The sequence below is a fragment of the Blastocatellia bacterium genome (assembly GCA_016713405.1).
Lineage (GTDB): Bacteria > Acidobacteriota > Blastocatellia > Chloracidobacteriales > JADJPF01 > JADJPF01.
The window spans coordinates 15,993-30,751 of sequence record JADJPF010000029.1 but is presented as its reverse complement, the minus strand read 5'-3'; the positions used below and the strand labels follow the sequence as shown (position 1 = coordinate 30,751).

Below are 14,759 nucleotides of genomic sequence, written 5' to 3'. Positions count from 1 at the left end.
TTAGATTTAACTAGCTCTGTTGCTTTTTCTTAGAAAAAGTTTCTATATGAACGTGTTTTTTAAAGGCAAACATTAATCTTTCAAAAATAGAATTTGGCATTCCATCAAATCTTTTATGATTAACACTCCTAACTAAAACCATTTCACGGGTTGAAGAAGTAAGAAAACATTCATCTGCTACTAATAAATGCTCTGCTGGAAAAGCTCCTGCTGTAGATTCAATCCTTAATTCTTTAGCTAGTTTTCTTACTAGTCCGGCAGTTGTACCCGCTAAACAGCCTGTTGAAGGCGTAGGAGTGTAAAGAACTCGATGGCGTACCCAAAAAATATTTGCTATTGCTGTTTCGCAAACCTCTCCACGCTCATTAAGCACAACAGCATCATCAAACCCTCGCTTTTGAGCTTCTTCTAAAACTAGCATTTGAGGTAAATAAGCTGTTGTTTTAATACTATTTAAAGAATTTGACAAAATTCGATAAGGTGAAATTGTTAAATTTACTTCTTGAGAACGACTTTGCAAAGGAGAAGTAAAAATTAATATCTCAATTCCTGGTTTACTGTCGGCTAGTTGCCAAAAAGGACTTTTTCGTTGTAGCAAAGTTATTCTAGCTTTACCTTCTACCACTTGATTAGCATCAATAAGTGAAATTAGATCTGCATGAACTTGTGTTTCTAGATCATCATCAATATCTAGTTTTATAGCATGAGCGTGTCTTTCTAGCCTTATCCAGTGTTGGTTAAATTGAAAAGGAACGCCGTTGTAAATACGTAAAGTTGTAAATACTCCATAGCCATGCAGCAAACCCCCATTAACTGGGCTGATGTTGACTTCTTGAGCATCAATCAATGTGTGATTATAACTAATTAAAGGATACATATTTATGCCCCCTAAGTCATTGCTTTTATTTTATTTAATTATATCATTATCATTAAGTTAGCGTCTAATACAGCAAAAAATCAAGGAGTTATTTTTAATGCCAAGTAGAAAAGAAAGAATTGCTGGCGGTTTAGTAGGTTTATTAGTGGGTGATGCTTTAGGTGTACCTTATGAATTTCATCCAGCAAATGAAATTCCTCCGTTATCAGACATAGAATTTATACCCCCAAAAGATTTCTCTCGCGCACATTTAGGAGTGCCGCCTGGCACTTGGTCGGATGATGGAGCGCAAGCACTTGTATTGTTGGCTTCACTGTTAGATTGTGGAAAATTAGACTTAAAAGATTTTGCTAAAGGTTTAGTTGAATGGTATGAAACAGGTTATATGGCTCCTGATGGCAAGGTTTTTGATGTTGGGATTCAAACAGGGCAAGCAATTAATAAATTAAGATCAGGTTATCGACCTGAAAAGGCTGCTAGACGAGACGATCAAGCTAATGGTAATGGGTCACTTATGCGAGTCTTGCCTTTAACATTGTGGCATCGTGGCTCAGATGCTGAACTAGTAGAAGATGCACATAGACAATCTTTAGTTACACATGGACATATTCGCAGCCAAATTTGTTGCGCTCTTTACTGTTTATGGGCTAGAAGAATTATGGAAGAAGCTAAAGATCCTTGGCAAGAAGCGGTTTTGGCTTTGCGTCAAATCTATGGAAAAAATTCTGATGAGATAGAAGAATTAGAATATTTTATTCGTCCAGATGATGAGCCTATTGGACAAGGTAGCGGTTATGTAGTTGATTCTTTAAGGTCTGCTCGAATGGTGATGACAGCAGGGTTTTATGAACAAGTAGTTAAATCAGCTATAGCATTAGGACGAGATACAGACACAACAGCTTGCATTGCTGGTGGTATAGCAGGCTTACGAGACGGATTATCAGCAATTCCAAAACGTTGGACAGATAATTTAAGAGGAAAAGAAATCTATGAACCAGAGCTTAAAAAATTACTAGATTTCTGTAGTTAAACTAAAGCTTTGTTGGTTTTTGGGGAGCAAATTTGTTCCCCAAAAATTTGATAACCTATTTAGATGGATATATTTCCACGCCGCTAGCAACTAAATTAACAATATTTGCTGATCCATCTGGGTTTTGCTTCATTTTAGAACCTTCAGCAATGTAATGTTCTGCTTCATCTTTTTTAACTACTTTTAATTCTAATGCACCTTCGGCTTTAACTTTTTTACCTTGGGAATCTGTTGGAACAAAGAAACCATAATCCTTAAAGGAAATTCTTAGTCCTGGATCGCCTTCTTTTTCTGTTAATTCCATCCAACAGCCTTTTGCTTGGCAAACGCGGGCAATTTGCCCTTCAACCGTAACAGGTTTATTTTCATAGTTTTTAGGATTTTCTAATATTTGTGAAACGGTCACTGTTGTAGCATTATTTAGAGGTGTGCCGCGTTTAATTACTTCTGTGTTTTCTGCAACTTGAGTTGGTTTTTCTTCTGTTGGTTTAACAGCTTCTGTTTTAGGAGCTTCTGTTTTTGCAGTATTTTGTTGAGCATTATTAGCACAACCTATAAAGACAGTCATTAATAGCAAACAAAAAATAATTTTCTTCATACCTAAAAAAGCGTTCCTTTCAAAACTTTAAAATTTTATTAAGAAAATTTAACTTTATGATAAACAGATGAGATTAGCTTTAAACAAGGTCTTGAGCAACTATAAATTGCCTTAAAGTAATAAAAAAATTTCTAAATTTCCTAGCTAAATTTGTTGCAACTATTTGCTAGCCAAATACGCTAATTTAATCTTTAATTTAGCTAGCTTGTTATATTAGCTAAAATTTTTTAGTCTTTAATAATTAGGATAATCTAAATTTGTTTAGCAACAAATCACTAGATTATTAGAAACTATGATGAAACTTTAACTAAAGGAATTTCCATCATAAATAAAAGTTTAAGGAGCATAATTAATATGCGCATTAAATTTAGTTTAGTTATAACAGCAGTTATTTTTGCTGTTTTATTTACTCAATCTTTACTTCCTCAGTCTGTTTACTTAAATACTAAAGCTGTTGAGCCTATTAAACCTCTTATTCAATCAAATAATATTAAATTACTTGGGCCTGGTAATGATCCAAATCCAGTAGTAAATAGAAATAATCAAATAAAATTAACTGTAGTAGATACCAATAATCAACCAATTACAGGTGCAATCACTTATAGATCTGATAGTCCAGATATTGCCACAGTAGACAATAATGGGATGGTTAGCGGAATAGCTCCAGGCTATGCAACCATTACAGCACAAACTCCACAAGGAACAATTTCTAATTTTGTTCTAGTTGCTCAAGTTGGTAAGGCCAAGGGGCGTAAAGTTCCTGGTCAGGTTAACACTTCAACAAATGGAGATGTTTATATTACTGACCCACTTAACCATGTAATCTTAAAGGGAAATCCTTCAGCTAGAATTGACCCAAGCGTTTTTGCTGGTCGAATGGGAATGCGTGGCAGAAATGATGGAGATCGTCAAACATCAGCACTTTTTGCCGGGCCTCTTGGACTTGCAATTGATAACAGGGCAGAAGGTGGCATTTTTATAGCTGACAGTCTTAATAATAATGTTCGCAGAATAGATTTTAATAACAACGTTGTTACTGCTTTAGGAAATGGTAATAGCGGAACAATTACTGCTGATACTGTCCCATTTTCACAAGCTGTTTTTAGAAATCCACAGGGCGTAGCTGTTGCATCTAATGGAGTTCTTTATATTGCTGATACTGGTAACAATGCAATTTATGCAGCAGATTTTACTAAACAACAAGTTCGTCTTATTGCTGGAAGTCCTGGTAATGCTGGAAAAGCTGATGGTCAAGGTCGCGCTGCTCTCTTTAATCGTCCTGTAAGTATTTCTGTTAATCCTGGGCAAAGTTCATTTTTTGCTAGCAGCACAAATGAAGTTATTTTTGTCGCTGATGCTGGTAATGGTGTAATTCGCTCTATTAGTTTAACTGGAGAAGTTAAAACTATTGGTAGAATCCCTAGGACAGCCCCCTCAAGACAAGCAGCTAATATTTTTCCAAATGCTGTAGAAGATGAATTTACTTTTGATAATCCTCAATCAGTTAGTGTTGATAATTTGGGAAATATCTATGTTTTAGATAAATCTGGGGTAAAAGTAGTTACTCAAAACCCAACAGGCCGTCAAATGGTTTCTCTTGCTCAAGCAAACACTTTTAATCAAGCTAGCGGTGTTGTAGTTCAAGGTAATGATGTTTTTGTTTTAGATAATGGTGTAGCAAATGACGATGATGCCTTAACAATGGTGACAATTGGCGCACCACAAATAGCAAGTTTAAGCCAAACAAGCGACCGTTTAGAAGGTGGTGCAGAAATTATTGTTAAAGGAAAAAACTTTGCTCCAGAAAGTTTAGTGGTTTTAGGTGAAAAAGTTGTTACAGACTTTCAAGTTATTAGTGCTACTGAAGTTCGTTTTCGCACTCCAGCACAAACTGCCCCAGGTAATAGAACGCTCTCTATTCAAACTCGCGGCGGAGTAGTTCAACAATCATTTAATTTTCCAGCTAAAAACTTTTCTGACCTTAAAGACGGCGAAATTACAACTATTGCTGGAGGAGTCCCATTTTTAGGCGACAGCGGCAAAGCTACTAGTGCAGCAATGCACCCAATAGGCGTTGCAATTGATAGTAGTGGAAATGTTTTTGTAGTTGATTCTACTAATCATCGAATTAGAAAAATTGATACAACTGGAGTAATTACAACTGTTGCTGGTAATGGGACAGCAGGCTTTAGCGGTGATGGTAGTCCAGCCATTAGTGCTAGCTTAAACACTCCTGAAGCAATAACACTTGACGGGGCAGGTAATTTATTTATTGCTGATAGCTTAAATAGCCGTGTTCGTCGAGTTGACGCAATTACAGGACTTATTACAACTGTTGCTGGCAATGGTAGTTATAGTTTTAGTGGTGATGGAGGTTTGGCAAATGTAGCAAGCTTAAATCAACCTAGTGGGGTAGCTGTTGATAGCAAAGGCAATGTTTTTATTGCTGATACAGAAAACCATCGAATTAGAAAAGTCGATGCTCAAACAGGAGTTATTACAACTGTTGCTGGTAGTGGAGTATCAGGTTTTCTTGGCGACGGTGGGCAAGCAACACAAGCTAGATTAAGTAGTCCTAAAGGTTTAACAATTGACCAAAATGGTAACTTGCTTATTACTGACACATTTAATTTTCGTATTCGTCAAGTTGATTTAAGTACAAACTTAATTTCTACAATTGCTGGTAATGGACAGTCTCAGTTTAATTTGGATGGTATTGCTGCCACAAATGCTAGCTTGAATTTCCCTAACACTATAGCTATAGATGCTATTGGAAATCTTTATATTGTTGATACTTTTAACTTTAGGATTCGCAAAGTTGATAGTAAAACTAAAGTTATTACTACTGTAGCTGGTACTGGAAACCCTGGACTTGCTGTTGATAATGTTTTAGCTACTGATGCTGGCTTGCAGTTAGCTTTAGGTGTTGCAGTAGATGGAACAGGCAATTTATTTATTGCTGATGCAGAAATTAATTACCGTGTCCGTCGAGTTGATGCTGTCACAAAAATGATCACTTCTATTGGTGGTATTGGCTCACGTAGTAGCGGTGGTGATGGATTTCTAGCAACTCAAGCTAATCTAAGCAATGCTAGTGGAGTTGCAATTGATAGACAAAGTAATATTTTTATTGCCGATCCAGATAATTACCGTATCCGACGTATTGATATAAACTCAAATATTATTAACACTGTAGCAGGTTTTGGTGTACCTGGCTTTAATGGCGATAATATTACAGCTATAAATGCTAGCTTAAACGACCCAAGCAATGTAGCAGTAGACTCTCAAGGGAATTTATTTATTGCTGACACTGCTAATAATCGTATCCGAAGAGTTGATGCTAATAGTCAAATTATTACTACTTTTGCTGGTAATGGTATGGCTGCATTTTCTGGTGATGGAATGTTAGCTAGTCAAGCAAGCTTAAATCAACCTACAGCTATTTTATTTGATAAGTCAGGAAATTTGATTATTGCTGATAGTGGAAATAATCGTATTAGAAAAATTAACTTAAGTACAAATACTATTACTACTATTGCAGGTGATGGTAGTCCAAGCAACTTAAATGCTCCTAGCGGTTTAGCAGTAGCCCAGTCTGGAAATGTACTTATTTCTGATACAGGTAATAATCGTATCCAACGACTTGATCTAACTACTAATGCAATTACAACTATTGTTGGTAATGGTCGAGCAGGCTTTCAAGGTGATGGTGCTTTAGCAATTAACGCTAGTCTAAATAGTCCTTTTGGCCTAACAGTTGATGGGAACGATAATTTATTTATTGCTGACACTACCAATAATCGCATCCGACGTGTTGATGCTTCTACTAATATAATTAGCACTATTGCTGGAAATGGTATTAGAGCTTATTTAGGTGATGGATCTTTGGCTACAAACTCTAGCTTAAATGCTCCTAAAAGCATTACTTTTGATCTGATGGGTAATTTACTAATTGCTGATACAGGTAATACAGCAATTCGAGCAATCAAAGGTGTTGCTAAAGGGCAAAATCAAATTGCCACTATTAACAATGCAACATATAGAAAACCAAGGTTAACAATAGATGGAACTAATTTTAGTAGCACTGTTAATAGAGTTACGATCAATGGTCAAGATGTAAGCCAATTTATTCAAGGCCAAACTTCTTTAACAATTCAACTAAAAGGAAATAGAAAAAAACTAAATCTTAAAAAAGGTGCTAATACAATAATAGTTATATCTAATGGTATTAGCTCTAATAGTTTTACATTCACATTATAACAAAAAGCAGACGTAGAGATCAGATTTTCCTTAGATTGCTGCGTCTGCTTTTATAAAAACTCCTTGCCAGTCATTGTATCTTCTTTATTTTCAATGAAATAATTTTACTAGCAAATGAACTTAAAATAAAAAGGTAAATATAATTGCCAAACGTGTATAAGTCTTGGTAATATCTCGGCATCATTTTTTCATAAATCCATTACCATTTCCATTTACAATACTAAATTAACCTTAACAAACAATACACCTTATGTTTTGCAAAAGTGTGTTTGGCTTGGCTGTGCAATTTTGTTAATTTTAATAGCAAAAACATACCTATTAAGGTTATTTAAGGATTGTTAAGGATGGACATTCTGAAAACTCTTTAAGATAAAGCTTTTATTAGAAAAAAAAATTGCAAAATATTAAGATTTCCCTGTTATTTTACTGTTGTTTTACTACTTGTTGTGGTATCTTAATATAGATTATACAAATTTTGCTGGGATATTTATCCTATTATTAATTTTGAAAGGAGATTTTCTTCATGGCAACAAGAGCTAAAAAAGCTGCTGTTAGTTTAACTCAAAGAGAACAAGAGGTATTAACATTACTAGCTGATGGTTATTCAAATGAGGAGGCCGGTCAAATCCTAGGTCTTTCTCGTAGAACAATAGAGGCACATCGCGCACGCATAATGCTAAAATTGAACCTTCACACCTTACCAGCTTTAGTAAAATATAGTATCCAAAATGGCTTAGTGAGCGTAGACAAACATCGTAGCGATCCACGTATGCCTGAGTAACTCAGAAATACTATTAAAAACAAAGTTTTTACCAAAGAAAACCATACTTAATTAAGTATGGTTTTTTTGTTTAATTTGATCTCATTATAAATATAATTAGGGAAAATCTCGCACTAAGCTAGATTGCACAATTAAAAATTTCTGCTATAAAACACTACAGAAGAAAATAATCTCCCCAACAAAAATTTCTTGCTCCTGTCAAATTAAACAAAATTTATTATATAAAGGGTTATTAAAATGTTTGGCGATAAGACAAAATTAACCATTAGACTAGCAATAATTCTTAGTTGTCTTCTTAGTGGATTTTCCATTGTTAATGCCCAATCTGCGGGTAACACTACATCTTCCATAACAGGAAAAGCTATCGATGAACAAACCTCGGCAGTTGGTGGAGTCACAATTATTGCTAAAAATCCACAAACTAATTTTACTCGTGAAGTTATTACACAAGAAGACGGTAGTTATATAATTAACCAATTACCTCCAGGAAATTATATTTTAACTGCAAGCGGTTCTGGATTTACTACTCAAGAAAAGCCTTTAGAGTTGGTCTTAGGCACTACAACAGTATTAAATTTAACAATGAAACTTGGTTCATCAACCGATATTATAGAAGTAATTGCTAGTGAAGCTTACTTAGAAGGCAAAACTGAAAGTAGCACTAATATTAATCGAACAAGCATTACTTCACTGCCAATAAACCGAAGAAATTTTTTAGATTTTTCTATAACAGCCGCACGAGTTTTAGCAGATCGTTTACCTGCCCAAGGAGCAACAGCTACATCAGGGCTATCATTTAATGGTCAAACTGCTAGATTTAATAACATTACTATTGATGGGTTAGACAACAATGACTTAGGTTCAGGCTCAGTACGTTCAACATTTAGTCAAGAAGCTATACAGGAATTTCAAATTATTTCCGATAGCTACAGTGCCGAGTTTGGCCGGGCTTTAGGCGGAATTGTTAACATTGTTACAAGGGGCGGTGGAAATGATTATCGTGGCAACCTTTTTTTACTTAATCGTAATGATGATATAGCTACACGAGATCCTTTTGCATCAATTAAACCCCCTTATTCACAATATCAATTTGGTGGGGCAATAGAGGGCCCAATCAAAAAAGATCACACATTTTTCTTTACCTCATTTGAACGTCTTTCTATCCAACAAAACAGTATTGTTACTATTGCAGATACAACAGTTCAAGCAGCCAACCGCTTAGGCTTTAATTTGCGTAACGGTGCAGTACCTTTTTCTGTAGCTAATAGCGTATTTTTAGCTAGGGTAGATAGTCGTATTTCTGATAATAACACTGTTTGGGTACGATATAACTTTGGAGGTAGCTATAACGGAGCATTAGAGCCTTTTGGAGGGCTAATAGGTGAGAGCAACGGCGGAATACAGCGTTTGCGAGATAATTCTTTAGCAATAAATAATACTCATATAAACAACTCTCTAAATTTAGTAAATGAGACTCGTTTTATTTTTACCCGTCGTAACCAAAACCTTTTACCCATAGAACCTGTTCCCCAAATCCGTATTGTTGCACCAGAAGGGTTAATAACATTTGGACAAAGTACATTTTTACCTCAACCTAGAGTTTTTAATACTTTTCAGATTATCAATAACACTTCTTTGATTCGAGGCAAACACCAAGTAAAATTTGGAGTAGATTTTCAGCGTTTTAGCACGGTTAGCAATAAAACCAAATTACCAATTTTTTCTAGTGGTGGAGCATTCTTTACACCTCTAGATTTTGGTCAAGTTGCTAATATGCCTGGATTGCCAGTGCTTACAAGCCTACAAGCTTTTGACCCAAATCTACGTACCCCACAACAAAAAGCTTTTCTTTCTGCTCTTTCTGGTGTTTTACCAATATTTTTCCCTGGTTTTCCGGCTGGCGTTCCTATTGCAGATTTAGCATTACCAGCCTTTTTCACTCAAGGCTTTGGCGATCCTAGTTTATCTAGTATAGGTAAGGAATTTTCTCTTTATCTACAAGATGACATTAAACTACGCCCTAATTTAACTATTAAGGCAGGATTGCGTTATGATTTGATTCGATTAAAGTTTGTGCCAAACAATAATGGTAATTTTTCACCTAGAGTAGCTTTTTCTTACTCTCCAACAAAATTAGAAAATCTAAATATTCATGGTTCTTATGGGCTTTTCTTTGCAGGTGCTTTAGTGGGCCAAGCCTTTGCTATTCAATTAATTAATTCTAAAGCAGTACAAGTTCCTACCATGCCATTTCCTTTTTCAGTTCTACCTTTTTCTTTACCAGGTCGCAAATTCCCTCAAACTACTGAACTACCACCTGGAGTAACTGTAACACCTCAATTTAGCCAATCATCCCAATTTGTTACAAATTTACGTAATAGCTATACTCAGCAAACTTCTTTTGGATTAACTTACTTACTTAATACAAACACAGCCATTGCAGCAGATTATATTTTTATTCGTGGCATTAAGCTTTTTGGCCCACGTAATATTAATCCAATTATTCGACCCGCTGCTAACCCCATACAAGGAGCATTAACAGGGCGTGTAGACCCTAGTCGAGGCGATGTTGCACAATTTGAAACTAGTTTTGATAGCTATTATCATGCTGTAACCTTATCTTTTAACCGTCGTTTTGCAAGGAACTTTAACTTTCTAGCTCACTACACATTTTCCAAAGCAATAGATAATAATTCAGACTTTCGCCCAGATATTGCTGAAGTAGTTAACCCTTTGCTGATTCGTGATGAGCGAGGTCTATCATTACAAGATGTCCGTAGTCGTTTAGTTTTATCTGGTACTTGGGATTTAAGTTATAAAAATCGTCTCACTAATGGTTTTCAACTTTCTACAATTATTAGTCTTAATACAGGTCGTCCCTATAACTTATTAGCTGGCACAGACTTAAACGGAAACGGTGATATTTTACCAGGTGATAGACCATTTGTAGACGGTGCAAGTGTTGGTCGTAATGTTGGCATTACACCAGGTTTTGCTAATGTTGACGTAAGGATTTCTCGTAAGGTTAAATTTAATGAGCGTTATCAGATTCAAGGACTTGTAGAAGTATTTAATTTATTTAATCGCACCAATATAAATGACTTAAATCGAGTATTTTCGCCTGATGTAAATGGTAATTTTCAGTTACCGTCTAAGGATGGAGGACGTTTTACAATTACACAAGATCGTTTTCGTAGTGCTTTTTCTTCTCGTCAATTTCAGTTAGGTTTAAGAATTTCTTTTTAAGTTTTATTGGCATATTGGATTTTTTAATAAAATATATCACCCAAGGTAGCTTTGTATTTCTTAATGGTTAAAGCACCCTCCAAATATTTGACCATTACAAAACTTATAAAAAAGGATTATATACACTGTAAACTAAGTTTTCTGAGGTTTTATCTCTTAAAGCCCATAGGGGCGAAATAACTGTAACCCAGGGTTTTAGTCCTAGAAAATCATACTTAAGTGTCTTTAAACCTGAAAAGGCGTGCATAGTCTTTTCTTGCTATTAAAAACCTCTTACGCCCCGTTGGGGCTTTGGGAAATTTTTCGCCATAATACGTAGAGTTGAAACCCTACGCTACATATCTATCGCCCACTGGGGCTTAAGATTAAAATATCAGAATATTTAATTTACACTGTATTATGGTAGTGCTAAAAAAAGTAATGCTGAATAGAAATTCAGTATTGCCTAGAACGCAGGTTTAGAAATGAGTTTCGGCAAAAATCAATTGTCACTCAGCATTATATTTTGCTCACTACCAGGATTATTAAAATGTTTAGTGATAAGGCAAAAATAACTTTCAGATTAGCAATAATTCTTGGCTGTCTACTTAGCAATTTTTCCATTGTTAAAGCTCAGTCTGCTGGAAGTACAACGGCTGTTATAACAGGAAAAGCTGTAGATGAACAAACATTGGCAGTTGGTGGAATTACAATTATTGCTAAAAATCCGCAAACTAATTTTACTCGTGAAGTTACTACCCAAGAAGATGGTACTTATATAATTAATCAATTACCCCCAGGAAATTACATTTTAACTGCTAGTGGCACCGGATTTACTACTCAAGAACGTCCATTACAAATAGTACTAGGTACTACAACAATACTAAACTTAACAATGAAAATAGGCTCATCCTCCAATTCTATAGACACTATAGAAATAATTGCTAGTGAAGCTTATTTAGAAGGAAAAACTGAAAGTAGCACCAATATTAATCGGGCTACCATAACTTCTTTACCAATCAATCAAAGAAATTTTTTAGATTTTTCCATAACAGCAGCAAGAGTTTTAACAGATCGTTTACCTGCTCAAGGAGCAACAGCTACATCAGGACTATCATTTAATGGTCAAACTGCTAGATTTAACAACATTACAATCGACGGCTTAGCTAATAATGACTTAGGCACAGGTTCGGTGCGTTCGACATTTAGTCAAGAAGCTATACAAGAATTTCAAATTATTTCTGATAGTTATTCTGCCGAATTTGGAAGGGCAATAGGTGGAATTGTTAACATTGTTACAAAGGGTGGAGGAAATGACTATCGTGGCAATATTTTTTTATTTAATCGTAATGATGATATAGCCACACGTGACCCTTTTCTTTCAATTAAACCCCCTTATTCCCAATATCAATTTGGTGGAGCATTAGAAGGGCCGATAAAAAAAGACCATACATTTTTCTTTACTGCCTTTGAACGCCTTTCTATTAATCAAAATAATATTATTACTATTGCTGATTCTACAGTTCAAGCAACTAATCGCTTAGGTTTCAACATACGTAATGGTGCAGTACCTTTTTCAGTTGCTAATAGCGTATTTCTAGCTAGAGTAGATACCCGTATTTCTCCTAGCAACACTATTTGGGTAAGATATAACTTTGGTGGTACTTATAATGGAGCTTTAGAGCCTTTTGGAGGGCTTGTAGCTGAAAACACTGGTGGAATACAACGTTTACAAGATAATTCTTTAGCAATAAACAATACTCATATTAATAATTCATTAAACTTAGTAAATGAAACACGTTTTATTTTTACTCGTCGCAATCAAAACCTTGTGCCAATAGAAGTTGTTCCACAAGTTCGTATTGTGGCCCCAGAAGGACTAGTTACATTTGGACAAAGTTCATTTTTACCTCAACCACGTGTTCTTAATATTTTTCAAATCATTAATAACACTTCTTTAATCAGGGGTAAGCACCAAATAAAATTTGGAGTAGATCTCCAACGTTTTAGCACAGTTAGTAATAAAACCAAATTACCCATCTTTTCTAGCGGTAGAGCATTTTTTACTTCTATAGATTTTGCTCAAATAGCAAATATGCCTGGGCTACCTGTTCTTACAAGCCTACAAGCTTTTGACCCAACACTTCGCACCCCACAGCAAAGATCTTTTCTTTCACTTCTTTCTGGCTTTCTTCCTACAGTTTTTCCTGGTTTTCCTGCAAGTGTTCCAATAGCTGATTTACCTCTTCCTTCTTTTTTACTCAAGGTTTTTGGCGACCCTAGTTTATCTAATATTACTGTCAGTAATGAATTTTCCTTATATTTACAAGACGATTTTAAGCTAAGACCTAATTTAACTATTAAAGCGGGTCTTCGCTATGATTTAATTAGGTTAAAGTTTGTACCTAAAAATAATGGTAACTTTTCTCCAAGAATAGCTTTTTCTTACTCTCCAACAAAACTACAAAACTTAAATATTCACGGCTCTTATGGGCTTTACTTTGGAGGTGCTTTAGTAGGCCAAGCTCTTCTTAATCAATTAATTAACTCAGAAGCTCTAAAAGTTCCAACTATGCTTTTTCCTTTTTCTGTCTTGCCTTTTTCTTTACCAGGACGCAAATTTCCTCAAACTAATGAGTTACCACCTGGAGTAACTGTAATACCTCAATTTAATCAGTCATCCATATATGATACAAATTTTCGCAACAGCTACTCTCAACAAACTTCTTTTGGTTTAAATTATTCTTTCAATTCAACTACTGCCATATCAGCAGACTATGTTTTTATTCGTGGAATCAAGCTTTTTGGTTCTCGTAATATTAACCCTATAATTAGACCTACAGCCAACCCCATAGAAAGCGCGTTAACAGGTCGAGTTGATCCTAGTCAAGGAGACATTTTACAACTTGAAACAAGTTTTGATAGCTATTATCATGCTTTAACCTTAGCTTTCAATCGCCGTTTTGCTAAAAACTTTAATTTTCTAGCTCACTACACATTTTCCAAAGCAATAGATATTAGCTCAGACTTTCGTGCAGACATTGCAGCAGAAGTAGTTAATCCTTTGAAAATTGGTGATGAGCGAGGACTCTCACTACAAGATGCTCGTAACCGATTGGTTTTATCTGGTACTTGGGATTTAAGTTATAAAAATCGTCTTACTAACGGTTTTCAACTTTCTACAATTATTAGTCTTAATAGCGGTCGTCCTTATAACTTATTAGCTGGTACGGACTTAGATGGTAACGGTGGTATTCTTCCAGGTGATAGACCTCTAATAGGAGGTGTAAGCATAGGTCGTAATGTTGGCATCACCCCAGGTTTTGCTAATGTTGATTTAAGAGTTTCTCGTAAGGTTAAATTTAATGAACGTTATCAGATTCAGGGACTTATAGAAGTATTTAATTTATTTAATCGCACTAACATAAATGACTTAAACCGAGTATTTCCGCCTGATGCTAATGGTAATTTTCAGTTGCCGCCCAAGGATGGAGGGCGTTTTACAATTACTCCAGATCGTTTTCGCAGTGCTTTTTCTTCTCGACAATTTCAGTTAGGTTTAAGAATATCCTTTTAAGCTAAATGCTTGAAAACAAATGGTTAAACAATAATGCCCTATAGTTAGAGGGCATTATTGTTTTTTCTTATCTAGTCAATTCACTAATTTTTGCAGCTAAAACAAAGTCACTTTCTGTTAAACCGTCTATTTTATGAGTCCAAATAGTAATTTGAACCCGTCCCCAGGCTAGGTAAATATCTGGATGATGTCCTTCTGTTTCTGCAAGTTGGCCCACCTTATTAGTAAAATCTAGTGCAGCGCGAAAATCTGAGAAATTAAATTCTTTCATTAAATGATGATTCATTACCACTTGCCAATCATCTCCTAATTGCAGTAAAAACTCTGCTGTTTCTTTTTCAGTAAGTGGAGGGACACCTCCTTGGCAAGGAACACATTGTTTTTTAGATAATTCACATTGTGACATAAATT

8 protein-coding genes are annotated in these 14,759 nt (G+C 35.3%); 5 read left to right on the top strand and 3 right to left on the bottom strand.

Annotated elements, in window-relative coordinates:
* Positions 1-10: 10 nt before the first annotated feature.
* A complete protein-coding gene (locus IPK14_28080; protein MBK7997092.1) occupies positions 11-877 on the bottom strand; it encodes an aminotransferase class IV in 867 nt (288 codons plus the stop codon).
* A 97-nt stretch (positions 878-974) separates the two neighbouring features.
* Here IPK14_28080 and IPK14_28075 point away from each other — a divergent pair, with 97 nt between their 5' ends.
* On the top strand, positions 975-1,907 hold the full coding sequence (locus IPK14_28075) for an ADP-ribosylglycohydrolase family protein (protein MBK7997091.1): 933 nt from the start codon (positions 975-977) through the stop codon (positions 1,905-1,907).
* Between the two features lie 55 nt (positions 1,908-1,962).
* Here IPK14_28075 and IPK14_28070 read toward each other — a convergent pair whose 3' ends face one another.
* The gene (locus tag IPK14_28070) at positions 1,963-2,505 is read right to left on the bottom strand and encodes a DUF4920 domain-containing protein (GenBank protein MBK7997090.1); all 543 of its coding nucleotides are present in this window, start codon (positions 2,503-2,505) and stop codon (positions 1,963-1,965) included.
* 354 nt (positions 2,506-2,859) lie between these two features.
* Between IPK14_28070 and IPK14_28065 the strand changes: the two genes are divergently transcribed.
* The 4 genes from IPK14_28065 to IPK14_28050 all read left to right on the top strand — a co-directional run bounded on the left by IPK14_28065 (position 2,860) and on the right by IPK14_28050 (position 14,348).
* Positions 2,860-6,765: an IPT/TIG domain-containing protein gene (locus tag IPK14_28065; GenBank protein MBK7997089.1), complete on the top strand. Its 3,906-nt coding sequence runs from the start codon at positions 2,860-2,862 to the stop codon at positions 6,763-6,765.
* 523 nt (positions 6,766-7,288) lie between these two features.
* Positions 7,289-7,546 carry a response regulator transcription factor gene (locus IPK14_28060; GenBank protein ID MBK7997088.1) on the top strand — a complete coding sequence of 86 codons (258 nt, stop codon included), beginning with the start codon at positions 7,289-7,291 and terminating at the stop codon, positions 7,544-7,546.
* Positions 7,547-7,783: 237 nt separating this feature from the next.
* Entirely contained in the window at positions 7,784-10,792 is a 3,009-nt protein-coding gene (locus IPK14_28055; GenBank protein MBK7997087.1) for a TonB-dependent receptor, read from the top strand.
* A 529-nt stretch (positions 10,793-11,321) separates the two neighbouring features.
* On the top strand, positions 11,322-14,348 hold the full coding sequence (locus IPK14_28050) for a TonB-dependent receptor (GenBank protein MBK7997086.1): 3,027 nt from the start codon (positions 11,322-11,324) through the stop codon (positions 14,346-14,348).
* 67 nt (positions 14,349-14,415) lie between these two features.
* Here IPK14_28050 and IPK14_28045 read toward each other — a convergent pair whose 3' ends face one another.
* Entirely contained in the window at positions 14,416-14,754 is a 339-nt protein-coding gene (locus tag IPK14_28045) for a 4a-hydroxytetrahydrobiopterin dehydratase (GenBank protein MBK7997085.1), read from the bottom strand.
* Positions 14,755-14,759 lie beyond the last annotated feature (5 nt).